Annotated in this window: 23 protein-coding genes; 3 read left to right on the forward strand and 20 right to left on the reverse strand. The window is 51.3% G+C overall.

Going from position 1 to position 23,695, the window contains the following annotated elements; translation table 11 throughout:
• Positions 1-14 precede the first annotated feature (14 nt).
• The 6 genes from truA to leuC all read right to left on the reverse strand — a co-directional run bounded on the left by truA (position 15) and on the right by leuC (position 8,841).
• Positions 15-851, reverse strand: coding sequence for a tRNA pseudouridine(38-40) synthase TruA (truA, locus tag D568_RS20320; RefSeq protein ID WP_051084077.1), 837 nt, complete (start codon positions 849-851; stop codon positions 15-17).
• 136 nt (positions 852-987) lie between these two features.
• The gene (locus D568_RS20325) at positions 988-4,080 is read right to left on the reverse strand and encodes a FimV/HubP family polar landmark protein (protein ID WP_020210439.1); all 3,093 of its coding nucleotides are present in this window, start codon (positions 4,078-4,080) and stop codon (positions 988-990) included.
• Positions 4,081-4,414: 334 nt separating this feature from the next.
• Complete coding sequence (gene asd, locus D568_RS0115085; protein WP_020210440.1) at positions 4,415-5,524, reverse strand: aspartate-semialdehyde dehydrogenase; 1,110 nt, start codon at positions 5,522-5,524, stop codon at positions 4,415-4,417.
• Positions 5,525-5,636: 112 nt separating this feature from the next.
• On the reverse strand, positions 5,637-6,710 hold the full coding sequence (gene leuB / locus D568_RS0115090) for a 3-isopropylmalate dehydrogenase (protein WP_020210441.1): 1,074 nt from the start codon (positions 6,708-6,710) through the stop codon (positions 5,637-5,639).
• Between the two features lie 40 nt (positions 6,711-6,750).
• Positions 6,751-7,401, reverse strand: coding sequence for a 3-isopropylmalate dehydratase small subunit (gene leuD, locus D568_RS0115095; protein ID WP_020210442.1), 651 nt, complete (start codon positions 7,399-7,401; stop codon positions 6,751-6,753).
• 12 nt (positions 7,402-7,413) lie between these two features.
• Entirely contained in the window at positions 7,414-8,841 is a 1,428-nt protein-coding gene (leuC, locus tag D568_RS0115100) for a 3-isopropylmalate dehydratase large subunit (RefSeq protein ID WP_020210443.1), read from the reverse strand.
• 135 nt (positions 8,842-8,976) lie between these two features.
• Between leuC and D568_RS0115105 the strand changes: the two genes are divergently transcribed.
• Entirely contained in the window at positions 8,977-9,840 is an 864-nt protein-coding gene (locus D568_RS0115105) for a LysR family transcriptional regulator (RefSeq protein WP_020210444.1), read from the forward strand.
• Positions 9,841-9,887: 47 nt separating this feature from the next.
• Positions 9,888-10,577 carry a TIGR04219 family outer membrane beta-barrel protein gene (locus tag D568_RS21185; RefSeq protein WP_020210445.1) on the forward strand — a complete coding sequence of 230 codons (690 nt, stop codon included), beginning with the start codon at positions 9,888-9,890 and terminating at the stop codon, positions 10,575-10,577.
• Positions 10,578-10,624: 47 nt separating this feature from the next.
• Here the strand turns inward: D568_RS21185 and D568_RS0115115 are convergent, their stop codons facing one another.
• The 8 genes from D568_RS0115115 to prmB form a co-directional block, all read right to left on the reverse strand.
• Positions 10,625-11,926 carry an ATP-binding protein gene (locus D568_RS0115115; RefSeq protein WP_020210446.1) on the reverse strand — a complete coding sequence of 434 codons (1,302 nt, stop codon included), beginning with the start codon at positions 11,924-11,926 and terminating at the stop codon, positions 10,625-10,627.
• A 10-nt stretch (positions 11,927-11,936) separates the two neighbouring features.
• Positions 11,937-12,623, reverse strand: coding sequence for a winged helix-turn-helix domain-containing protein (locus tag D568_RS0115120; RefSeq protein ID WP_020210447.1), 687 nt, complete (start codon positions 12,621-12,623; stop codon positions 11,937-11,939).
• On the reverse strand, positions 12,623-13,003 hold the full coding sequence (locus D568_RS0115125; protein ID WP_020210448.1) for a DUF3019 domain-containing protein: 381 nt from the start codon (positions 13,001-13,003) through the stop codon (positions 12,623-12,625). Before D568_RS0115125 ends, D568_RS0115120 begins: the two co-directional genes overlap by 1 nt.
• 13 nt (positions 13,004-13,016) lie before the next feature.
• Positions 13,017-14,024 (reverse strand): MipA/OmpV family protein, encoded by a 1,008-nt coding sequence (locus D568_RS0115130; RefSeq protein WP_245551644.1) that lies wholly within the window; start codon positions 14,022-14,024, stop codon positions 13,017-13,019.
• Between the two features lie 115 nt (positions 14,025-14,139).
• Positions 14,140-14,916 carry a rhamnogalacturonan acetylesterase gene (locus D568_RS0115135; protein ID WP_020210450.1) on the reverse strand — a complete coding sequence of 259 codons (777 nt, stop codon included), beginning with the start codon at positions 14,914-14,916 and terminating at the stop codon, positions 14,140-14,142.
• 28 nt (positions 14,917-14,944) lie between these two features.
• On the reverse strand, positions 14,945-15,730 hold the full coding sequence (locus tag D568_RS0115140) for an amidohydrolase (protein WP_020210451.1): 786 nt from the start codon (positions 15,728-15,730) through the stop codon (positions 14,945-14,947).
• A gap of 11 nt (positions 15,731-15,741) precedes the next feature.
• Entirely contained in the window at positions 15,742-16,842 is a 1,101-nt protein-coding gene (aroC, locus tag D568_RS0115145) for a chorismate synthase (protein ID WP_020210452.1), read from the reverse strand.
• A 62-nt stretch (positions 16,843-16,904) separates the two neighbouring features.
• Complete coding sequence (gene prmB / locus D568_RS0115150; RefSeq protein WP_020210453.1) at positions 16,905-17,807, reverse strand: 50S ribosomal protein L3 N(5)-glutamine methyltransferase; 903 nt, start codon at positions 17,805-17,807, stop codon at positions 16,905-16,907.
• 238 nt (positions 17,808-18,045) lie between these two features.
• On the opposite strand from prmB, the gene folE reads away from it, so the two are divergent.
• Entirely contained in the window at positions 18,046-18,585 is a 540-nt protein-coding gene (gene folE, locus D568_RS0115155) for a GTP cyclohydrolase I FolE (RefSeq protein WP_020210454.1), read from the forward strand.
• A 27-nt stretch (positions 18,586-18,612) separates the two neighbouring features.
• Here folE and D568_RS0115160 read toward each other — a convergent pair whose 3' ends face one another.
• The 6 genes from D568_RS0115160 to D568_RS0115185 form a co-directional block, all read right to left on the reverse strand.
• Positions 18,613-19,515, reverse strand: a complete 903-nt coding sequence (locus D568_RS0115160; protein WP_020210455.1) for a DUF4892 domain-containing protein — start codon at positions 19,513-19,515, stop codon at positions 18,613-18,615.
• Positions 19,499-20,341 carry an alpha/beta fold hydrolase gene (locus tag D568_RS0115165; protein ID WP_020210456.1) on the reverse strand — a complete coding sequence of 281 codons (843 nt, stop codon included), beginning with the start codon at positions 20,339-20,341 and terminating at the stop codon, positions 19,499-19,501. The genes D568_RS0115160 and D568_RS0115165 overlap by 17 nt, the downstream gene beginning before the upstream one ends.
• Before the next feature lie 77 nt (positions 20,342-20,418).
• Positions 20,419-20,874 (reverse strand): phosphohistidine phosphatase SixA, encoded by a 456-nt coding sequence (gene sixA, locus D568_RS0115170; RefSeq protein WP_020210457.1) that lies wholly within the window; start codon positions 20,872-20,874, stop codon positions 20,419-20,421.
• A 17-nt stretch (positions 20,875-20,891) separates the two neighbouring features.
• The gene (locus tag D568_RS0115175; protein WP_020210458.1) at positions 20,892-21,302 is read right to left on the reverse strand and encodes a DUF4389 domain-containing protein; all 411 of its coding nucleotides are present in this window, start codon (positions 21,300-21,302) and stop codon (positions 20,892-20,894) included.
• A 98-nt stretch (positions 21,303-21,400) separates the two neighbouring features.
• Entirely contained in the window at positions 21,401-22,423 is a 1,023-nt protein-coding gene (locus D568_RS0115180) for an NAD(P)H-dependent glycerol-3-phosphate dehydrogenase (protein WP_020210459.1), read from the reverse strand.
• A 585-nt stretch (positions 22,424-23,008) separates the two neighbouring features.
• Positions 23,009-23,509, reverse strand: coding sequence for a flavin reductase family protein (locus tag D568_RS0115185; RefSeq protein ID WP_020210460.1), 501 nt, complete (start codon positions 23,507-23,509; stop codon positions 23,009-23,011).
• Positions 23,510-23,695: the final 186 nt, after the last annotated feature.

The raw sequence follows: 23,695 nt of genomic DNA on the forward strand, positions 1-23,695 counted from the left end.
TTGGAGGGCGAATCTTAGCAGAAATTTGACAGCGAGTCAGAACCGGCAAAGGATCCAATGGGTGCCGTTAAAAATAATGGCCCGGGTATGGACTCAGGCAAGCCAAAACTGAGGTCGTAATCCACCTGCACAAGATACAAACCAAAGGGCGGCGCGGTAACGCCACCTTTACACCTGTCGCGCGCCTCCAGAACCTCCTGAGCCCACTGAACCGGCTTGTCACCTGCACCAATGGCCATAAGCACTCCTACCATATTGCGCACCATGTGGTGCAGAAATGCGTTAGCTTGGACCTCGACCAAAATTAACTCACCGCAACGCACAATGTGCAAATGTTCGATCGTTCGAACAGGCGAATGGGCCTGGCACTGTACGGCGCGATAAGATGTGAAGTCATGCTCACCAACAAGCGCTTGAGCCGCCTCACGCATTTTTTCTACGTTTAACGGATTTCTGGACCAGGTAACCTGATCGTGCAACAGCGCAGGCTTGGTTTTAGAATCGGTAATTAAATAGCGATAGGCACGCGACTTGGCGCTGAAACGAGCGTGAAACTGCGGGGTTACCTCCCGAGCCCAACGAATACCGACACCGTCTGGCAAATGTGCTTTCAACCCACGTGTCCAGGCTTTTTCGGGCCGAACAGCGAGCGTGTCAAAGTGCACAATCTGATTAGTAGCATGCACCCCTGCATCCGTTCGGCCGGCACAAATTAATGTAACCGGCTCATCGGCGACAATCGACAACGACTCCTGCAGCGCCTGCTGCACCGTTGGAACCCCGCCCGGCTGAATTTGAAAGCCACGAAAAGAGGCACCGTGATACTCCACAGCCATGGCAACTCGCTTCATAGCCGAAGGCCAGGGCGTATCAGCAAACACCTCACAATTGCGCGAATAAAATCGTTCCAAAACAGAATCACTACTTTCGTTTACATAAAAAAGCCCTGCATACCCTCGTATGCAGGGCTTTTACAAACAGCACTACTTAACCGTTTACTTTCTCAAGCAAGCTATTTGCTTCTTGTTGCTGTGCCTCGTTACCTTCACTTGCAACCTCGGCCAAGATGTCTTTAGCGCCATCCATATCACCCATATCGATATAAGCTCGGGCCAAATCCAGTTTCGTTGCAACCTCATCGGCATCTGCCAAGAAACCCAGGTCCTCATCTTCTTCAGCTATTTCGTTGACGGACTCTGGGGTGGGTAACTCATCCAAATCCAGAGAATCGTCTTCATCAAAACGAGCAGTTTCAGACTCAGACACATCACCTAGAGCTTTCTCAAAAGCATCGTCATCTTCGACATCCAGATTCAGAGTCTCATCGGCCTCAAATACACTCGCATCAGCATCAGGCTCGCTCTCAATCTTTTCTTCTGCCAGAGGCTCAGACGCATCAAGATCAGCCATTTCACGATCCAGGGCCTCAAGATCAAAGTCATCCATGGACTTTTCAAGATCGAAGTCATCACCATCATCTGCCAGCTCGAGTGTTGGGACTTCTTCATCGTCCAACTCTGGCCCACGACTCTCTGACGCAGGATCGTAAGGCTCACTCGCAGAATAAGTTGTCTCTGTCGCAGTTTCTTGCTCTAGGGAGTCATCTAAAGTGAACTCAAAATCATCTTCCAGAAGCGGCTTCTCTTCGCCCAGAGGCGTTTCAGTTGCTTCCTCCAGACCCGTTTCTGATTCCTCAGCTATTTCGACCGCAGTTTCTTCAAGCTCGAAACCATCTTCCAACGACTCTGCAATTGCAGCATCATCAGCTAATGGCGACTCGCCTTCTTCTTTCGGTAACGACGAACTTTCGCCTTCCTTCAAACCCTCAGAGGCATCTAAATCAAACGCCAAATCTTCCAAATCCGTCTCATCAGTAGACGCCTGCCCTTCATCAAACGACAAGTCATAACGTGACCCGGAGCCTTCAAGTTCTAACTCATTAGTAGCGGGCTCAGCTTTATCATCCTCCACTTCCAGATCAAACTCGAAATCATCATCCAAAACCAGCTCTTCAGCATCCGCAACAGAAGCGTCGGTTTCATTCTCAGAATCAAGTTCCAGATCATCCAGCGTCAACTCGTCAGCGCCATCCAAATCAAAACTAAACTCTTCATCTGCAGTGGCTTCAGCATCATAAGCTGTGGACTTTGTCTCAAATGAATCCTCACCATCGACATCAGAAAGCAACTCACTGGCGGCCTCAGCCATAACTGCTCCAGCTGTTGCAGCGCTACCAGCAGCAACAAAATCTGGTGCACCAATAAATTGGGCTCTTAAGTCTTGAGCTCGACCTACCTCTTCATCATTTCCGTTAGCCAGCACATCGCCGTAAAGATTGTCGAAAGCCTCCAAATTTTGGCTCTCAGCGTAAACCTCAAGTAGCTTTAGCTTTATCGCCGTGGACTCAGGTTCCTTCTCTAAGCCTTTTTTGAGCATTTCTTCGGCTTGATCATACTTGCCGTAGGCGATATAGATATCGGCCTCACTCACCACATCTCCCGTCTCGGGCTCCGTGGGTTCTTCCACATCCAATGGGAAATCGTCTTCCAGATCAGACTCTATAGCGTCATCTTCAGAGTCAGGCTCGGACTCTTGCTCGGTAAAGACACTGTCATCCACCTCAGAAGTAAACTCTTCCACGCCCTCATCTTTACCCGAGCGTTTACGCAAGGCTATAAACAAGGCCACTATCAAGGCGATTAAAGCCAGTCCAATCCAGAGGATATTATCCATAACCTTATCCATCAAAGTCGGCTCTGGTGCGCGACGCACAACAGTGTTTGTCTGACGGACAGGCTTTTCTTTTTCTGCTTCTGCTTCTGCTTCTGCTTCGGGAGCGGCCGCTGTTTCGACTTCTGCTTCAGGAGCAGTCGCTGTTTCGACCTCGGCAGGCTCAGTAACCGATGAGGCCACATCATTCGACGCAGTAGTCTCCTGTACAGACTCATTAGAGTTTGACTCGGTATCCTCGTCTGCGGTTTGGGCGGCAACCTCCAAAGCGCGAAGCTGCTCATTACTGACCTCAAGCAGGCGCTCCATTGTCTCGATCTGCTCTTCCAGGTCACTGACCCGAGAGCGCAACTCTGAGTTTTCTCCCTGAGTGCGTTCAAGCTCGTCTTCCGCTGCGGCCAGCTCAGCGGCTAAGGCATCACCCTCGCCGAAACCGCCACCTTGAGCGGAACCAGAATCAGCCGTTGCACCGGGTGCCGCCAATTTAACCCGACCCGTCACCGAACTTGGGCGATCAGCCTGATCTGCCCCACGACCCGAAGCGTCCAGCGGCGCTCCCATCGCCTCTCCAGACCAGTCGCGATTTTGTTGTGCCACCTGATTTATCGCTTGCCTATTAGACAAGGAGCGAATTTCTTGGGTACCAGGAATACGCAAAACCTGCCCTTGGCGCAGCAGGTTGATGTTGTTATTGATAAAGGCTTCGGGGTTCGCCCTTTGAATACCCAGCATCGCCTGCTGAATAGTTACACCGCCGGGACGGTTATCCCGAGCAATCTCCCACAGCGTGTCGTTAGGCTTAACCGCATACTGACTCTCGCCACCTCCTGAGCGCTGGGCCGATGCCGCAGCCGAGGTTGTCGTTTGCTGCACTTCCTGACTGTTCAGATCAGTGGTCTGAGAACGAATGGGAGTTACGGTAGCCTGTACAGGAGCAGCGCTTTCATCGGAGAAGGTCGGCAAATCCAAAAGCAAGGTGTATTCGCGCAACACTCGGCCCGAGGTCCAGCGCACATCGACAATAAAACTTAAGAAAGGCTCACGCACCGGATCGCGGCTGCTCACAGCAATAAAAGCATCGTCACCTTGATCAGTCACCACATTAAAACGCAGCTGCGAATAAAAGAATGATCGCTCAATACCGGCTCGATCAAAATCCTCTTGTGACCCCAGCTGGACGATGATTTGATTCGGGCCCAGATCGCCCAGATCGTCCAAAGCAATGTGCGCATCTAATGGCTGGTTTAACGTTGAATTGAGAGAAATATCCCCCAACCCAAGACCAAATGCCGCACGCGATACAGCCAGCGACAAAACCCCAAGCAGTAATACCAGCTTACGAAAATGCATAGTACTTTCCTTTATTGTCTCCCCAGCCTTCCGACGGCCCGGCCCTGTGACATCCTGTCAGCCACAACAAGTGGCCAGCCATTTTTTGTTAACGAGGCCCCAAAACCTCGAATATTTATTCACAAACGGACGTAAGTATTCATTATAAATAGCTTTTTATCAACAGTTCGCACAATTGTCCCAAACCTTTAAACCTGTTTTTATGTGAAAACGCGCGCCTTGCCACAAAAAAGACATATTATGCGCCGCGAGGCATCTCTCATCCGACTGTGAAATCGTACAAAAAAGCCCCGCCCCACCAAAGTGGGACAGGGCTTTACTCGTGTGCCACGATTTAAGCGTTACGCAAAACTTGCAACATGCGGCGCAAAGGTTCGGCGGCACCCCATAACAGTTGATCGCCAACCGTAAACGCATTGAGGTACTCACCGCCCATACTCAGCTTACGCAACCGACCCACTGGCACAGTCAAGGTGCCAGTAACAGCCGTAGGCGTCAGATCACGCAAGGTTGACTCTTTATCGTTCGGTACAACTTTCACCCAATCGTTGTGGCTTGCGAGCATATCTTCGATCTCAGCCAGAGGTATGTCTTTTTTCAGTTTTAGCGTCAGGGCCTGGGCGTGACAACGCATGGCGCCAATGCGCACGCACGTTCCATCCAGCGGAATGGGGTTGCCGTCGTTACCAAGGATTTTGTTGGTTTCAGCCTGAGCCTTCCACTCTTCGCGGCTTTGACCGTTGTCTAACTGACTGTCGATAAAAGGAAGCACACTGCCGGCCAAGGGAGCACCGAAGTTTTCGGTGGGGAACTCGCCCGAGCGCATAATTGCCGCCACTTTGCTGTCGATATCCAAAATGGCCGACGCAGGATCAGCCAGCTCGCTGGCCACACCGTCACGAATGGTACCCATCTGCTCAATCAGCTCGCGCATATTGCGCGCACCAGCGCCCGAAGCCGCCTGGTAAGTCATAGAGCTGGCCCACTCGACCAGATCATTGGCAAACAACCCACCCAGGCCCATAAGCATCAGACTAACGGTGCAATTGCCACCGATGTAATTTTTAACACCGCGCGCCAAACCGTCTTTAATAACGTTTAGGTTCACAGGATCGAGAACAATAATGGAATCTTTGTCCATACGCAGGCTTGAGGCCGCGTCAATCCAATACCCATCCCAGCCGGCGCCGCGCAAATCAGAAAACACCGCTTTGGTGTAATCACCGCCCTGACAGGAAATAATCGCATCGAGCTTTTTGAGCTCATCAATCGCGTAGGCATCTTTTAGGGGCGGCAGACCTTCGGCCACATTGGGCGCATCGCCACCGACATTAGAGGTGGTGAAAAATACCGGCTCGATGCCGTCGAAATCGTTCTCAGCTTGCATGCGCTCCATGAGTACAGAGCCGACCATACCGCGCCAACCTACAAAACCTACTTTCATTTTATAACTCTCTGGTTTGAATGAATTAACGCTCTCCCCGGGCCTTGTGAGCACCGTTTTGAGCGCTATATATCTTGCCGCAAACAGCCTCTGGCTGCAAATTAACCAGCCTTTACAGGACGGCCAATACCGCATCACCCATGGCCGATGTAGTCACCTTAGTGCTTCCTTCGGTATAAATATCCGCCGTGCGAAGTCCTTGATCCAGCACTTTGCCGACAGCACTTTCTATGCACTCTGCCGCCTCGGTTAAACCCAGTGAATATCGTAGCATCATAGAGGCAGACAGTATTGTCGCCAGCGGATTGGCAATACCCTGACCGGCGATATCCGGCGCACTGCCGTGGCAAGGCTCGTACATACCCTGCCCGCTTTCATTCAAAGAAGCCGAAGGCAGCATACCGATTGAACCGGTGAGCATGGCAGCGGCGTCCGACAAAATATCGCCAAACATATTGCCAGTCACCAGCACGTCGAACTGTTTAGGCGCGCGCACTAATTGCATGGCGGCGTTATCTACGTACATGTGTGACAGCTCTACATCTGGATACTCCGGTGCCAGGCGATCCATCACTTCGCGCCACAAAATAGTAGCTTCAAGCACATTGGCTTTATCAACCGAACATACTTTTTTATTGCGCTTGCGGGCCATTTCAAAAGCGGTACGACCAATACGCTCGATTTCGCTCTCACTGTATTTGTAGGTGTTGTAGCCTTCGCGCTCGCCATTTTCAAGCGTGCGAATGCCCCGTGGCTCACCAAAATAAATACCGCCCGTCAGTTCACGAACAATCAGAATATCCAACCCCGAAACCACTTCTGGTTTAAGGCTGGACGCCTCGACCAACTGCGGATACAGAAGCGCCGGACGCAAGTTGGCGTACAACCCCAACTGAGAGCGAATTTTTAATAATCCGCGCTCGGGGCGAATGGCGCGATCAATAGTGTCCCACTTAGGGCCACCTACGGCCCCCAGTAAAATGGCATCGCAACCGCGGGCATTTTCTACTGCCGCGTCTGTTAGTGGCTCACCATGCTTATCAATAGACGCACCGCCTATTAGTTCTTCAACAAAAGACAAGCCCAAACTGAATTTATCATTGACGGCGTTAAGCACACGCTGCGCTTCAGCCACAATCTCAGGGCCAATTCCATCGCCCGGTAAAATCATAATTTTTTTAGACACACCAACTCCTAATATTTTTACTTAATGCTTTACGCACTGATTAATTTTTTACCGCATCGAACAGCCACGGAGCACTCACGCGACGTTCAGACTCGTAAGCTTTGATGGCATCGGCTTGCTCCAGCGTCAAGCCGATATCGTCCAGACCATTCAGTAAGCAGTGCTTGCGGAATTCATCAATTTCAAAGGCAAAGGTTTCACCGCTTGGTGTAACAACCTGCTGACTCTGCAAATCAACCGTGAGCTGATAGCCCTCTGTTTGATACATTTGCTGAAACAACTGCTCGACAATTTCTTCACTGAGAATCAGTGGCAACAAGCCATTTTTAAAGCAGTTGTTGTAGAAAATATCCGCAAAGCTTGGCGCTATAATGCAGCGAAAGCCGTAATCATCCAGAGCCCAGGGCGCATGCTCGCGAGATGAACCACAACCAAAGTTTTTCCGTGTGAGTAAAATTTCGGCACCTTGATAACGCGCCTGATTGAGCGGAAACTCTTCGTTGATTGGGCGCCCCGTGCAGTCCTGATCGGGCTGACCCACATCCAAATAACGCAACTCATCAAATAAATTTTTACCAAACCCCGTACGCTTAATGGATTTCAAAAACTGTTTCGGGATAATCATATCGGTGTCGACATTGGCGCGATCCATCGGGGCGACAATGCCGGTTACTTGAGTAAAAGGCTTCATACTAACTCCCGCTTAACCGCGTACAAATTCACGAACATCTACAAAGTGGCCCGCCACACCAGCAGCTGCAGCCATCGCTGGGCTTACCAAGTGCGTGCGACCACCATACCCCTGACGCCCCTCAAAATTTCGATTGGACGTTGACGCGCAATGCTCACCCGAACCCAGTTTGTCGGCATTCATGGCAAGGCACATAGAACAACCGGGTTCGCGCCACTCAAAACCTGCCTCTACAAAAATTTTGTCCAACCCTTCAGCCTCGGCCTGCGCCTTCACTAAGCCCGAGCCTGGCACAACCATCGCTTGTTTGACGCTGTCGGCTTTTTTACGGCCTTTAACGACTTCGGCAGCGGCACGAATATCTTCGATACGCGAATTGGTGCACGAGCCTATAAAGACGCGATCAAGCTTGATATCCGCAATACGCTGACCGGCATTCAACCCCATGTACTCCAAAGCGCGAGCCATCCCTTCGCGTTTTACCGCGTCGGTCTCTGCTGCTGGGTCGGGCACATTGTCATGCACCCCCACCACCATTTCTGGCGATGTGCCCCAGCTCACCTGCGGCATAATCTCCGCGCCATTTAACACCACGACTTCATCAAAATGAGCGCCTTCGTCAGACTTTAAGTCGCGCCAGGCCTCAACGGCACGCTCCCATACATCGCCACTGGGTGCATAAGCACGGCCTTTCACATAGTTGATGGTAATGTCATCCACCGCCACCATGCCTGCACGTGCACCAGCCTCAATGGCCATATTGCAGACGGTCATGCGACCTTCCATACTCATGGCACGGAAAACATCACCCCCAAACTCAACAGCATAACCGGTGCCGCCAGCGGTACCGATTTTGGCAATTATCGCCAAGACAACGTCTTTGGGTGTGACGCCCTCGCCCAATTCACCATCGACACGAATCAACATGTTTTTCATTTTTTTAGCGACTAAGGTTTGGGTCGCCAACACATGCTCAACCTCGCTGGTGCCAATCCCGTGAGCCAGAGCGCCCAAGGCACCATTGGTGGCCGTGTGAGAGTCGCCGCACACAATGGTCATGCCGGGCAAACAGGCACCAGACTCAGGCCCAATAACATGCACAATACCTTGGCGTTGATCGTTAATTTTGTATTCTACGATGCCAAATTCATCGCAGTTATCGTCCAAGGTTTTTACCTGAATCAAAGAGACCGGATCTTCGATACCGCTGATACCAGAAGCACGCTCTTTAACCGTCGTAGGTACGTTGTGGTCTGGCGTAGCCAGCACCGAATCCACCCGCCACGGCGTTCTTCCCGCCATACGTAAGCCTTCAAAAGCTTGCGGTGAAGTCACCTCATGAACAATGTGTCGGTCAATATAGATAAGGGCAGAGCCGTCGTCGCGCTGCTGTACAAGGTGGGCATCCCACAACTTGTCATAAAGGGTTTTTGCGGCCATGTGTACCTCGGCATTGGCTAATCAGGATTGCTCGCTTCAGCGATTTCTTCACTTATGGTATGCGCGACCAAAGAATAAAACAAACTTATATTTTTTATATTTTCCATTCCAATCAGGAATAGATATACTCAGAATATGGACACTCAACATCTTGCAACTTTTATAACCGTGGCCGAAAGCGGCTCCTTTTCAGCAGCGGCAGAGCGCCTTCACTTGACCCAGCCTGCGGTTAGCAAACGCATCGCTCTTCTCGAGCAACGTCTGAATACCGATCTGTTTGATCGTGTGGGCAAACATATACACATCAATCGCGCAGGCGAGCTATTGTTACCCCACGCCAGAAATATTACCCAAAGCCTCCACAATGCCGAGCGCGCTATCGCAGAGCTTACGGGAAGCGTTAGTGGGAAGTTAAGCATCGCCACCAGCCACCACATTGGCTTGCACCGCCTGCCTCCCGTGCTGAGCCGTTTCACTCACCAGCACCCCGAAGTCGTTTTAGATTTACATTTTTTAGATTCGGAAAAAGCCATGCAAGCGGTTTTGCAAGGTAACTTTGATCTGGGTGTGATCACATTGCCAGACACACTGCCCTCCGCCGTCGCTGCCACCAGCGTATGGCGTGACGATTTATGCTTCGCAGTATCCGCCTCGCACCCTCTGGCAAACCAGCAAGTTAACCTGGCAAGCCTCACCAAGTACCAGGCCATACTACCCGACAGCAACACTTACACTACCGCGCAAGTACAAAAGCTGTTTGATAAAAGAGGCTTACCCTTAACCATTAATATGGTTACCAACCATTTGGACACCATAAAAATGATGGTATCTATTGGGCTGGGCTGGGGTGTACTGCCCCGCTTGCTACTGGACGAGTCTCTCGCAACGGTTGATGTCAAACTCAAGCCCATGCACCGCGAGCTGGGTGCCATCGTGCACCGCGAGCGAAGCCAAAGCAACGCCTGCCAAATGTTTTTACAATGCTTAAAGGATAAATAGATAATGCTATTATCTTGCCCGCCACAACATCAGTTACAGGATTTTCCATGAAGAAGTTTGCATCCGTTATTGCCCTCACCACACTCGCCCCCTTAAGTGTCGCCGACGTTCTCGCCATTAAGGCCGATGCTGGCCTATGGCGCACAGATTACGATGGCGAACTGGGCGGTATAAACACCTCGGACTTAGGTTATACGGACGAAAACAGCCGATTTTTTCATCTCGCCTTTGAACACCCCATTCCTTTACTACCGAACGCTCGGCTGGCCTATACAGACATCAACGCCAGCCGCTCAATCCGCTGGAATAACCAGCAAATTGTCGACTCTAAAATAGATGTGAGTCACATAGACGCTACCGCGTATTACGAGATTCTGGACAACTGGATCAATGTCGATTTAGGTATTTCTTTACGCCAGTTTGATGGCGAGATCAATGCCGACCTTCTCGGCTCCGAGAGCGGCATTTCCGTGGATGACGTAGTCCCCATGGGGTATGCGTTACTCGAAGCTGAATTGCCCTTTACCGGCTGGAGAGCGGGAGTTGAACTTAATATCACCGACTTTGATGATTACAAAGTCAGCGATTACACCCTAAAACTTAAGTACCTTTTTGATGCAGTGGTGGATGTAGGCTTTGAAGGAGGCTATCGCTCATTCAGTCTCACACTGAACAAGAGCTACGGCGCGGACCTTGACTTAACCGGTCCTTACGCGTCTTTGGTAATGGAGTTCTAACAAACCAAGCAACAGGATTGTGAACTTACCCCCGCAGCCGATCCTTTTCAGCTGCGGGAAACTTGGCGACACGGCCAGCGGCACTCAAACCTCGCTCCCCCCAAGCGCCGAGGGTCACAAGCGCGAACTTCTCCCCCATGCCAGCTCATCACTCGTTTAACAATCGCCAAGCCCAAGCCAAATCCTTTCGTGTCTTTCTCCGGCACCTGCTTTAAGCGCGTAAACGTAGCAAATACACGAGGCCGGTCTTGCTCAGCTATGCCGGGCCCATCATCCTCTACAGCAACGAAGTAATCACCGCCCACCATGCTTAGCTCAATCAGTATTTTTTTATCCGCGTAGCGTGCCGCATTACCCAGCAGGTTTTGCAGCACCCGTTCCATTAATGGCCACTCGCAAAACACCACAAGGTCGCCCCACTGGTTATCTACCTTAAATTCAAGGTGTTGATAGCTTTGCTGCAATCGCACGCATAAATCGTTCACCAAGTCTTCAAACGCAGCAGCCGGCTCGCCTTGCATGACTAACTGTTGCGTTTGCGCCTCAAACCCGGCGTAACCCAACAATTGAGTGATCAACGAATCCATATCGCTAACGTCCGTTCGCAAACTCACAAGCTGCCGGGCAATAACTTCACGATCATCGCTTGCTTGCGCGAGCTCCAGCGCAAACTTCATACGCGCCAAGGGCGTGCGCAATTCATGAGACACGGCGTAGGTCATTTCTTTATAACTGGCCAGCAGCTCATCAATACGCGACTGCATGCGGTTAAACTCCATAGACACCTGATACACCTGCGAACGCACGCTAAGCTGGATACGACGGCCAGTAGCTCCGGCGCGCCCAAACGCCCGAGCTTGCGCCTCTAGCGATCGCAAATCACGCACTAACGGCCACACCCAAAGGTAAATAACCAGAGCTAGCAATAAATAAAACAACGCTAAATAAACGCCGTACCAACGCCCCTCTGCGGATTGCGGCATAATCACCCGCAACACCCATTCTGAATCAGGAATGAGAGCGTAAAGTTGCCGCCCGCCTTCAGCATTCAAAAGCAGGGGCTCGCCCGTCAATAATTCTTCAGCCAGGGGGGTGTCAGCTACATCATCGCGGCGATAAATGCGGCCGTGCAGAGTAAGGGTTTGCAATTTTTGCTGTAAAAATGTCCGCTGCTCTGATGTGGGCACGGAGGACAGCTGGCCAGCCAGCTCAATGATAAATGCACGCTCTACAGGTGATACAGAGCTGTTATTCGAGTCATATTGATATAAGCGGTCCAAGCCCCAGCCAGCCAGCAAAATCACCAGCACCACCACGACATAAAGGGTTAAGAAAGTGCGCTTTAGCACTTATTCAGCCCTACCAGGCATCTTCGACTAACATATACCCCTTCCCCCAAACCGTCTTAATTCGAGAAGGGTTATCGCTGCTATCACCTAATTTTTTGCGTAAATGTGATACACGAACGTCTACCGTACGATCAAGACCATCGTAGGGACGACTACAGATTGTGGTAAACAGGTATTCTCGACTTAACACCTTACCGGGCTGTTTTGCCAAAGTGAGCAGCAAATCAAACTCATGACTAGACAAAGGTACTAATTCCCCGGCCAGGGTCACTTCCCGGGCGCTAGTGCGAATGGCCAATCCGCCAACATGAATATCTTCAACCTCGTTAGGAGCCCGCTGGGTGCGTCGCAATAGCGCGTGAATTCTGGCGAGCAATACGCGAGGTTCAGCGGGCTTAACCACATAATCGTCCGCCCCGACTTCAAACCCCAACACCTGATCTGCATCGGCGTCACGCGCCGTCAACATGAGAATAGGCCCCTCGTAGGCACCGCGTATTTCCTTACAGATTGTGATTCCGTCTTTGCCGGGCAGGTTTAAATCCAGTATCAATATGTCTGGCTGCAAGCTCTGCACTTGGCGAGGCACGTTTAAACCGTAAGACTCAACCACCACAGTCAGCCCATTTGCCTGCAAATAATCCTTTACCAGAGCGGCAAGGCGTTCATCATCTTCAGCCAGTAGCACCACACTCATTAAAAAAAGCTCCAGGGGTTACGGCGGCGACGGCGATACTTTTGGGCATCGGCCACCACTTCAAAAGCAGCAGAGGCCAGCACTTTCCTCTGGGCCTCTGCAGTGTCAATTAGCTGGAAATATATGTCATCTTGTGCCGCCAACATCGACGTGTAATTTCCGTTACGGCTATGCTCCCAACAGCGTATAGGCTTTTGCGAGCCGCTGGCATACAAACAGGCAGAATAAGACTGTTCAGCGCTCCAACTGATTTGCACTTCATCATCGCAGACCTGCTCGCCGCGCTCAAGAATGCAAAGACTGGGGCGGATTTCAAGCTGTACCGCGGCTGCCTCATCCCCATACGTCTTAACCGTTATTAATAGCGACGCGAATAACATCCATTTACCGCATTTAAAAATGATACACCCCTCCAACGAATATCGTGGTAGAAGTGCTCTTTTCGACCAACGGGCTGTTGGTAATCCCGTCACCCAACCATTTATTATGGAGGGTGGCCTGAAAAGTCCAGCTGGGGCTGATGGGGCGTATCCAATCAAGCCGCACAAAGGGTGTCAGGGTATCCTCACCGCTGTAGTACAGCTCACGAATATCCCCCACATCCGAGGCGTCCAAGCCGTAGTAATAATCGATGATTTTTTCCGACTGCCAGACAAAACCACCTGCCAGTGTGAATAAATTCTTCTCGCCCTTAAGGCGGTAATCCAGCCCCGCACGCAGCTCTTGCCCTTCGTGCACACGAGAAACATCCTGCAAGGCCTGTACACTGAACACGGCAGGCCCCGCATAATAGGCATATTCCAAACCTGCCAAAGCAGCCATGCGACGCTTGCCTATATCATCTAGAGTGATTATTTCGCGTTCAAGCTGAGGGCTTGCGACGTGAGTTTTATGGAAAAATTCGCTGGGACCATCGCGGTCTGTGGTGGTGGGCGTGGTAGTCTCATCTACAGGCGGAGCCAACTCAATGGGGTCTGATGCAGAGCCCAAACTGTCATTTGAGTTAACAACACCACCAAAGCTAAAGCCTCCCCCAGTGCCTTCAATCACAAAGTTGCCCAGACTCAAATCATTAAAATACATCTGGTCCAGACCCAGCGTAGCCACCGCATTGAGCATGTGACGCGGCTGTTCCAGCAAGGTGACTCCAGCCGAGGTGGTATCCAGAAAAAAACGCTCACCGTAGTAACTGATTTCCGGCAATATCACCAGTGGTATATCGTCGCCGTCCACTAAAGGATTGGTACGCAAGCCCAGCCCTAAGCCAACCGAGAACTGCCAGCTGCCCACACTCATGCAGTCATCGGGGTTGGCCACACAGTACTCATCACTGGCCAGACTTAAGGGCGTCGCCAGCAAAAAGGTCAGGCACACAAACCCACGTAAAGAGAATTTAATCAAAAGAAACACCCAGTATTCATCAACCTCTTACTATAAAAAGTTGCGCACACTAACGCCATGGCCAGTGACGCACTTTTTGTAATAGATTGTTACCCAAACCAATAGGCTAAGCGGGCTACCGTAGGTGCTTAGGGTCTGGCTCTCGCAATTGCTGAGCCAGTGGATGCCCCTGTTTTTTCAGCTCGGCCAGCACCAGCTGAGCCACCTCGCGAGCCCCCAAATGATTAAAATGCGTGTCATCGGTCACGCCAATGGGGTAATTGGGGTGTAAATCAGGGGCAATGTGCATAAAGCGTAGCTTAGAAAGATCATCCCCCATCTCGGTAAAATAAGTGCGGGTAACCGTCTCCATATCCACAAAGAATACGCCGCTTTGTTCTGCGACCTGGCGGGCAAGATCGTCGTAGCCGTTGTGGGTGGGCTCAATAACGCCTTGCTCGTTAAAGTAACGTCGAGTGACCGGCGTCATTAAAATGGGCGATGCCTTTGCGCTTTTTACATCAGTGATAAACCGTGTCAGGTTGGCCTTATAATCCGCAGGCGGGGTATAGCGGTCTTTTTTATGTTCGGATTGGTCATTGTGACCAAACTGAATGATGACATAGTCGCCCGGCTGTATGCCCTCCATAATGCCTTTCCAGCGGCCCTCTTCGATAAACGTGCGGGTACTGCGACCATTTTTCGCGCGATTATCGACCACTATGGATTCGTTAAAGAAATAGGCAAAGGGTACGCCCCAGCCGGTTTCCGGATAGTCTTTGGCCTCTTTAATCGACATGGTGGAATCACCCGCTAAATACACGTGTACGGGGCGATCGGATGCGCTGCTAGCGCTGGCACAAAACACCAAAGAGGCAACAGCAGCCAGAGGGGCAACAAGCTTGCGAATCATAGGCGGAAACCTTTTTTATCATTAGAAGTTAATTATCGGATGAATCTTGCAGAGAAAAGCGGTCGGCATCAAGGTGGGCAGGAAATGACTGGCGGTATTCATGTAAACGAGCGGCGCTGAGCACACCGTTTACGCAAGTGGCGTTGCGCCCTGCATCCCGCAGCAGTTCACCATCGGGGGCAAAAATGACGCTGCCACCGGCGTATGCCTGGCCATAGGTATCTTCACCGGTACGGTTAACACCGATCACGTAGCTTAGGTTTTCAATGGCGCGAGCTTTTAACAGACTGCACCAATGGGCGTGACGCGCCTCTGGCCAGTTAGCCACATATACAATGGCATCGTAATCGCCGCGGTTGCGACTGAAGACGGGAAAGCGCAAGTCGTAGCAAACCTGGAGCAAAAATCGCCAGCCGCGATACGGCATAATCACACGGCGCTGCCCCATCAGGTAACGCTCATGCTCTCCGGCCATGCGAAACAAATGGCGTTTATCGTAGTGGCTCAGCGCCCCATCGCCATTCGCCCAAAGCATGCGATTATAAAAACCAGCAGGCGTTTTCATAACCACCGAGCCGGTAATAGCCGCGCCGTACTGTTGGGCTTGCTGTTGTAGCCAGCCGCAAGCTTTGCCTGACATCTCCTCAGCGTGCTGGCGGGCCTTGGGATGAAAGCCCGTGGTAAACACCTCGGGCAATACGGCGAGGTTAAAAGGTGCGGCAGCGGCTAGGCTAGCCTGCAGCTGCTGCAGGTTGGCTGCTGGATTATCACTGACAATATCGCTCTGTACCAGGCAAACTGTCAGGTCATCCATAAAGCTTACCCCTACTCCTGCCCGGCAGGAATAATCGGAATATTATGTTCCACACCGCTGTTCTGGCCGCGCTGGCGCATCAGGTGATCCATAATCACCAAAGCCAACATGGATTCGGCGATGGGGGTTGCGCGAATCCCCACACAAGGGTCGTGGCGACCTTTTGTAACCACCTCAACCTCATTGCCGTGCACATCCAAGCTGCGACCCGGAATCCGCAAGCTCGAAGTAGGTTTAAGCGCTATATGAGCGATGATGTCTTGCCCGGTTGAAATCCCTCCCAAAACGCCACCGGCGTTGTTAGAGGCAAAGCCTTCGGGCAAGATTTCATCGCGGTGCTCTGTGCCCTTTTGGGCAACACTGTCAAAGCCGGCGCCAATCTCCACGCCCTTTACCGCATTAATGCTCATCAAGGCGTGAGCAATGTCCGCATCCAGGCGATCAAACACCGGCTCACCCAGGCCGGGAGCAACCCCTGTAGCCACCACGGTAATTTTAGCCCCTACGGAGTTGCCTTCTTTGTTGAGCGCCTGCATGTAGGTTTCCATTTCAGGTACTTTGCTCGCGTCTGGGCAAAAGAAGGGGTTGTTGCCCACTTCATCCCAGTCCACGCTATCGATGGCTATGGGCCCCAGCTGAGACAAATAGCCACGCACCTGCACCCCAAAGAAATCCTTTAAATACTTTTTCGCAATAGCCCCCGCGGCCACGCGCATCGCGGTTTCGCGAGCAGACGAGCGACCGCCACCACGGTAATCCCGCACACCATACTTTTGCATATAGGTGTAGTCGGCGTGTGCTGGGCGAAACTGATCTTTGATATTGGAGTAGTCTTTCGAGCGTTGGTCGGTGTTTTCAATCAGCAGACCTATAGGAGTACCCGTGGTTTTACCCTCGAAAACACCTGAAAGGATTTTGACCTGATCGGCCTCACGGCGCTGAGTGGTGTAACGCGACTGACCCGGCTTACGCCGGTCCAGATCCAGCTGAATGTCTTCTTCGCTCAACTCTAGCCCCGGCGGACAGCCATCGACGATACAGCCGAGGGCCAAGCCATGGCTTTCGCCGAAGGTGGTAACGGTAAAAAGTTTGCCAAAACTGTTGCCGGACATACGCTCTTGCCTTAATTGCTACTGCGAAAAAGGGGCGATTATACGCCGTTTTTAGTCAGGCCTCACCCCGCAACCAGTTGTTCACGAGTCAAAACGAAGACACCGTGGCCACCGCGTTCAAATTCCACCCAGGTAAAAGGCAAATCGGGGAAGGCCTCAACCAAGGCAGCGGCGCTGTTACCCACTTCGACCACCAACAAACCACCATCGTTAAGATAGTTTGGTACTTCAGACAGTAAACGGCGAGTAAAGGCCAAACCGTCGGCACCAGAGCCCAAGCCAATTTCCGGCTCAGCCTGAAACTCTGCAGGCATGGCGGCCAGATCTTCCTCATCTACATAGGGAGGGTTTGAGACAATCAAATCAAAACACTGGCCTGCCAACCCGGCAAACAAGTCAGACTGTACCGTTTTCACCCGATAAGATAGGTCGTGTTCGGCAACATTACGCTCTGCCACCGCCAATGCGTCGGCACTAATATCACTCAAGGCCACCTGCGCATCAGGGAACTGATACGCACAGGCGATACCAATACAGCCACTGCCGGTGCACAGGTCCAAAATGTACTCAGGCGCATCTAAAAGCCAGGGCGCAAAATTCTGCTCAATAAGCTCTGCAATGGGCGAGCGAGGCACCAACACACGCTCGTCCACATAAAAATCCAAACCACAAAAACGCGCATGACGTGTTATGTAAGCGGCCGGCATTCGCTTTTCAATTCGCCGGACAAAATAATCCAGCACCGCCAGCTTTTCACTGTGGGTTAAGCGCGCCTCCAGAATGGCCGGGTTATCGAATCCGGTGAGCGAAATAGCCGCGCATACCAACTGCACGGCCTCATCCCAGGCATTATCAGTACCGTGGCCAAAATAGAGCCCGGCGCGATTGAATTCGCTGGCACCATAGCGAATAAAATCGCGGACACTGGACAATTCGGCACAAAGTTGGGTTTGCTGATCAAGCATAATTACGGCCCTTTTCGCGGCACATGGTTTTCCGTGACGGTTATTCGTCCGGCTGGGGCGGCAATTGTAGCGCAAAACCAGATAAAGCCTTTACCTGAAGCGCCAGTTGGCGTAATGTTGCCGCCCTTTCATAAAAGGGTAATACTACCCTGAGCCTGTTAACATTTGTTTAACCGGGCTTGGCACAGAGCCGAACCCAATGGGCCAGCTGCCCGGGTCATACAGGACACACAGTCGCATGCAAGAGCATTTTGCCAAAATTATTGAAGGTATCGGTGAAGATCTAGACCGCCCTGGCCTGGTCGATACCCCTAAGCGCGCCGCCAAAGCGTTTCAGTTTTTAACCAAAGGTTATCATCAGTCTCTCGAAGAAGTGGTCAATGGTGCACTGTTTCCGTCCGACTCCAGCGAGATGATCATGGTGAAAGACATCGAACTGTACTCCATGTGCGAACATCACATGCTGCCCTTTATCGGCAAGGCTCACGTTGCTTACATTCCCACGGGTCATGTGCTGGGGCTGTCAAAAGTAGCACGCATTGTTGATATGTATGCGCGCCGCCTACAGATTCAGGAACAGCTTACTCTACAAATTGCAGAATCAATCCAAAGCATCACCGGTGCTTCAGGGGTGGGGGTGATTATCGAGGCAAAACACATGTGCATGATGATGCGCGGGGTAGAAAAGCAAAACTCATCCATGAAAACATCCGCCATGCTGGGCTCTTTCCGCTCCAATCAGGCAACCCGTACCGAATTTTTATCTTTGCTGCGTTAATTGCTCAGCGCCTGCGTTAGGCCCGGCCTAACGCAATAAAACCACATCCACACGGGCTTCGGCATCCCCCTTTCCCACCGGAGCCAAACCACCCAAACCGTAAACCTGCAATCGCTTTTCCTGCACGCCTTCAGCTATCAGCGCGCGCTTAAGTTGTTCTGCATAAGCGAGCGATTGTTCGCGCTGACGCGCTAAAGACTGAAGGACATAGTTGTGGCCAACTAAAGCCACACTCATCTGCGGAGCCTCCCTCAACGCTTTTGCCAGCGCTTTAACATGAGCAGGAGCCAAGCTAAGTTCATTACCAGAGGCAAAACGCAATCCAGAAAAAACCGTAAAGCCATCACGCGATAACTGTTTTATCAGCGTTGCCGGATTACTCGCTGCCTGAAACCTGCTGGACTCTTCACTGGTTAACACCTCTACATGCACAAAGACCCGCTTATTGCCGCGCAATACACTGTACAAAGTGACATAAATACCCGCGTACTCCGGCGCCGTTATCTCAAACACCCCGTAGTATTGATACTGATCCAAACCATAAAGCTGCAACACACCAAAATGAATGTTGGCCCAGGTATTGGATTCACCACACTCTCGAGACTGACAAGTGAACAGCTCCCGCAAAGGGTATTTTTTAAGCTGCTGGTAGAAAAAGTTGTACCCATCGAGAGCCGAATGGTGATCAGGTAACTGATAGGTCTTGCGAGAGAGATCGCCCCCTAGTCGCTGCTCCTCTACGCGCCACAGACCACGCACTTTTTTGTAGTTGCTCAAAGCCAGCACATAATCATTCACCTCTTTTTTAGAGGAGAAAACCAATCGAGCATCGGGGTAATCGTTGATCACTAACGCGCTAGCAGCGGAGTGAGCGAGTGCACTGCTCAGCAGCAACCCAAGAAGCACAAAACCCTTAATCAAAAAACGCATTAACCTGCTCAGCAACCTGGTCCACCTGCTCTTCTATATGTAAATGATGGCCACCATCTAGCATCTGCAACTGCAAATGCGGATAGGCCTTTACCGCCTGATCGAACCCGGGAAATAATTTAGGCATACCTTCGCGGGCCAACATAATCTTGCAGGGCGCCTTAATAGATTCAACAAAAGCACCAATTTGCTCGCGAGTAAACTTAAAAGACGATGGCGCCAGTAAACGCTGGTCGGTACTCCACTGGTAGCCCCCAGGCACTTTGCGCACTCCCCTTTCGGTGAGCAATCTTGCCGCTTCAGCACCAAGGGGAAACATGCCGTTAATACGCGCTTTCACCGCCGCCTCTAAGCTTGGAAACAAGCGCAGTGGCTTACCCGCAAGCTCGCGGGTTTTGATGATGGATTCAGCCAGTTGCTGGGGTGCTTTTTCTGGCGCAAGAGGCTCGGGAAACAACCCCTCAATTAAAGCCAAGCGGTCAATTTTATCGGCGAAAGCGCCAGCGATTAACCCCGCGATAATGGCGCCCCGTGAGTGCCCCAAAATTGAAAACCGATGCCAGTCCAACTGGTCGGCAATGGCCAAAACCTCGGCGACATCTTCCCAAATATTATAAGGCGCACTGCCCGGTCGGTGGCAGCTTTGGCCATGCCCCGCCAGATCCAATGCGATGACATTCAAACCTTTAAGCTTGGGAGCTAATAGCGCGAAGCTCGCACTGTTATCCAACCAGCCGTGCAGCGCTAACACGGGCTTACCCTCTGGATCGCCCCACTGCTGCGCGGCAAAGTGTAAACCATCGATATCAAACTGACGCTCACCCACTTAACTCAACCCCTCGTCAATAGATGTATTTCAAGCAAAGCTATGCTCAATGCTTTCTTTATAGCCGTGCGAAACACTTATGGATGCACAAGCCATTGCAAATGCCCCAAGTCTGCCGCGACAACATCGCACTCAACGCAGGCGAGTGAAGCCGTTTTCATGCCGTGCTGATCACTGGGGCCACAAAGTGCATCCAACAGGCAGCTGACCAATGGCTGATGACTCACCAAAAGCAGTGCATCTAAACCAGACCGATACACTTCGTCGATGACCGCTCCGGGAGAACCCTCCGGTGTGAGTTCAGACAAGGTACGCGATATGCCTGCTGTCACGCCCAGCACCTCGGCGGCAATACCCGCCGTTTGCTGCGCGCGAATATAAGGACTACTCCAGATGGCGAGCGCGCCCATCAACGCTGACTGGCGAGTTACCGTGGCGCTTACCTCGGCCCGCCCCGATGCCACTAACTGCCGGGACGCATCGTCCCGGCGGTAAGATTCGGCTTGTCCATGTCGCAGAATATAAAGTCGCACGAAAATCCAGCGCTTGTTTATTTGTCAGTTTTCGGCTCAGTTGAACCGGTATCGGTTGTCGATACCGGAGGCTCTTCGGTGATGTCGCCGGTGGCAGGCGCTGCAGCGGGTGCGGGCTCTGCTGGCTCTACCATCTCCTCTTCAACCGGCGCAGGTTCTGGCCAATCGGCAAAAGGAAATGGCTTATCGTCGCTGTTGTACGTTAAAAAGCGCAACGCCGCATAAATATATTGCGACAGCGAATCACCCAGCTGGCGCAAGTTACTGTTATCGCTGCCGGTTATCAGGGCAAAAACAAACTGAATCAACACCACGATGCCCATCACGATGCCGGCGACGTATAAAATAACAGCAAACAGAATCATATAAACAAAGCGCATCCAATGCTCTGCACTCAGCAAGTTCGACTTCAATTGATCGTTATCCATGATTTCATCCTTTGTTCGCCAAAATGGCTTTTAATGAATGTGAGTAATCCGGCGGGTAGAACGTGCCCGATAATAGGTAATCCTCTATAAACGGTCAATTATCGCCGGGTGCCGTACTCAACGTCGTAACTTTGCTCACCGGTCATCAGCTCGCGTACTACATCGGCAATTTGCCGCCCTTCAAATAAAACGCCATACAACCCAGTCACCAAAGGCATATACACCTGCATCTGCTCGGCTTTACGTTTCACCTCTCGCAAGGTATTAACCCCTTCAGCTACCTGTCCGAGTCCGGCCACCACCTCTTCCAGCGGCTGCCCCTGCCCTAAGGCATAACCGACGCGGTAATTCCGGCTTAAATCTGATGAACAAGTCAGAATCAAATCCCCCACTCCGGCCAACCCCAAAAAAGTCATTGGGTTTGCGCCCATCTCGGAAGCAAACCGTCCCATTTCGGCAAGAGATCGGGTCAGCAGCATCGCCTGGGTGTTATTGCCCCCGCCCATCGCCGCCGCCATACCACAGATAATGGCATAGATATTTTTCAAGGCTCCGCCAAGCTCAACACCGCCGCGATCATGATTGGCATACACACGAAAGGTTTCAGAGCGCAGCGTACGCTGAACCAGCTCAATCGCCCTATCACTCTCACTCGCAATGACCGACGCCGTGTGCTGACCGGCAACAATCTCTTTGGCAAAGTTTGGGCCGCTTAACACACCAATGTCATGACCAGGCAGCTCCTCACACAAGATCTCACTCATCAGTGTGAAACCGCCACCAGGCTCGATCCCCTTGGCCGTACTAACCACCACCGCCTCACTTTTCAACAGGGGCTTTATCTGGCCGGCCACCTGACGAAAAGAATGACTGGGAATCGAGACAAAAACCAGATCTGCGTCTGCCACAGCCAGCGCCAGGTCAGATGTGATATTTAGAGCTTCGCACAGAGGATATCCCGGTAAATATTTACGGTTTTCCCGAGCGGCCTCACAACTCGCAGCGTTGTGCGCATCACGCATCCATAAGTAGGTGGTATGACCGCTGATGGCGATGATGTTGGCGATGGCAGTACCGAAACTGCCTCCTCCTAATACAGCGACATGCAAAATTTCACTCATTGTTTCTAATCTCCTTGGAGCTGCTGTTTTGCCATTTGGCAAACCCGCCCGCTGTGAAAGCATTCAATATTCTAATTAGGCATTTAAAATCAACGTGCTTATTTCGTCCAAACTGATCAGTTATCTACCCACTTGTTTGTTACACGACCAATAAACTGTAACTTTTTTGCACAATCAATTTTACTTTGGTTTTTTCCACACTTTCTGTGGATAACTTAGTGGATTATTTTTGGGAAAAGTACCTAGAGCCCCGTAAATACTGGCCACCCAACAAATTGAACAATATTTAACCTTAAAGATAAAACCTTTTAATATCAATAAGTTACAACATTAAGCCAGTGTTTTATGGGTATTAGTGGCACCCATGCCTCAAATATGACCTCAGCGCCTCACCTGTGTGCATAAAAAGTTAGTGACTCTTAACCGGAAACTTGCCGTAGACACAAAACTTTCACAAATCAAGCATAAAACTGACAAGAAACTGTCATCTAAAGCATAAGCCCAGAGACGATTTTTTGGGGCTTGCCGGTATAACTTGAGCACGACTCAATCACCTACTCGCCGTCGTGTAATTCAACTTAAGAGTTACTCCGAAACAAGACTGGCGTAACCACCATTGTGATAGATCAACGGATGAGTGTTTAGCTCGCTGACCAGCACATCCTCTATTTGCCCAATGACAATATGATGAGTACCGTAAGCCACAACTTTGTCGGTTCGACAAAAAAACACCGCCTCAGAATCGGTAAGGTAGGGAACCCGATCCGGCCCTTCAAGCCAACTGCCTACACTAAATCGATCCGTAACAGGCTCGAAGCCTGCGCAGACGTTAGACACCTGCTGCTGGGTATCAGCGAGCAGATTCACCGCAAACGGACACCCCTCAAGCTCCAGGTGCCCTTGCAGGGAAATTTTCTTATTAATACACACCAATAAAGAGGGCGGCGTATCTGATACGGATGTGACGGACGAAACCGTCATGGCGAATCGTTCACTTTCATTCACCCGGGTAGAAAGTACACTTACCCCAGAGGCGAGACGCCTCATTCCCTGCTTCATGGCCAACGCCAAATCTGAATTGTGCATATCACCTCCAAAAGACAAGGGCGCTATTTTGAACACCCCGGTGTTGGGACACAAGCCCGGCAATCTCCGCCCCCAAATCTGGCGACAAAAGCATCAGTTCGCACCCATACCAGCCAACTTGTACAGACTTAAAGCAACCAAGCAAGAAAGTTGAATTTGATTGTGTTTTTTCGTTGACGAACTCTA

It is taken from the genome of Gilvimarinus chinensis DSM 19667, from assembly GCF_000377745.1.
In the GTDB taxonomy this organism is placed as follows: domain Bacteria; phylum Pseudomonadota; class Gammaproteobacteria; order Pseudomonadales; family Cellvibrionaceae; genus Gilvimarinus; species Gilvimarinus chinensis.

What these genes read in the sequence shown, in the direction of transcription:
- truA (WP_051084077.1), bottom strand. Translation starts at nt 851, where the DNA reads ATGAAGCGAGTTGCCATGGCTGTGGAGTATCACGGTGCCTCTTTTCGT.
- D568_RS20325 (WP_020210439.1), bottom strand. Translation starts at nt 4,080, where the DNA reads ATGCATTTTCGTAAGCTGGTATTACTGCTTGGGGTTTTGTCGCTGGCT.
- asd (WP_020210440.1), bottom strand. Translation starts at nt 5,524, where the DNA reads ATGAAAGTAGGTTTTGTAGGTTGGCGCGGTATGGTCGGCTCTGTACTC.
- leuD (WP_020210442.1), bottom strand. Translation starts at nt 7,401, where the DNA reads ATGAAGCCTTTTACTCAAGTAACCGGCATTGTCGCCCCGATGGATCGC.
- leuC (WP_020210443.1), bottom strand. Translation starts at nt 8,841, where the DNA reads ATGGCCGCAAAAACCCTTTATGACAAGTTGTGGGATGCCCACCTTGTA.
- D568_RS0115105 (WP_020210444.1), top strand. Translation starts at nt 8,977, where the DNA reads ATGGACACTCAACATCTTGCAACTTTTATAACCGTGGCCGAAAGCGGC.
- D568_RS21185 (WP_020210445.1), top strand. Translation starts at nt 9,888, where the DNA reads ATGAAGAAGTTTGCATCCGTTATTGCCCTCACCACACTCGCCCCCTTA.
- D568_RS0115120 (WP_020210447.1), bottom strand. Translation starts at nt 12,623, where the DNA reads ATGAGTGTGGTGCTACTGGCTGAAGATGATGAACGCCTTGCCGCTCTG.
- D568_RS0115125 (WP_020210448.1), bottom strand. Translation starts at nt 13,003, where the DNA reads ATGTTATTCGCGTCGCTATTAATAACGGTTAAGACGTATGGGGATGAG.
- D568_RS0115135 (WP_020210450.1), bottom strand. Translation starts at nt 14,916, where the DNA reads ATGATTCGCAAGCTTGTTGCCCCTCTGGCTGCTGTTGCCTCTTTGGTG.
- D568_RS0115140 (WP_020210451.1), bottom strand. Translation starts at nt 15,730, where the DNA reads ATGGATGACCTGACAGTTTGCCTGGTACAGAGCGATATTGTCAGTGAT.
- aroC (WP_020210452.1), bottom strand. Translation starts at nt 16,842, where the DNA reads ATGTCCGGCAACAGTTTTGGCAAACTTTTTACCGTTACCACCTTCGGC.
- prmB (WP_020210453.1), bottom strand. Translation starts at nt 17,807, where the DNA reads ATGCTTGATCAGCAAACCCAACTTTGTGCCGAATTGTCCAGTGTCCGC.
- folE (WP_020210454.1), top strand. Translation starts at nt 18,046, where the DNA reads ATGCAAGAGCATTTTGCCAAAATTATTGAAGGTATCGGTGAAGATCTA.
- D568_RS0115160 (WP_020210455.1), bottom strand. Translation starts at nt 19,515, where the DNA reads ATGCGTTTTTTGATTAAGGGTTTTGTGCTTCTTGGGTTGCTGCTGAGC.
- D568_RS0115175 (WP_020210458.1), bottom strand. Translation starts at nt 21,302, where the DNA reads ATGGATAACGATCAATTGAAGTCGAACTTGCTGAGTGCAGAGCATTGG.
- D568_RS0115180 (WP_020210459.1), bottom strand. Translation starts at nt 22,423, where the DNA reads ATGAGTGAAATTTTGCATGTCGCTGTATTAGGAGGAGGCAGTTTCGGT.
- D568_RS0115185 (WP_020210460.1), bottom strand. Translation starts at nt 23,509, where the DNA reads ATGCACAATTCAGATTTGGCGTTGGCCATGAAGCAGGGAATGAGGCGT.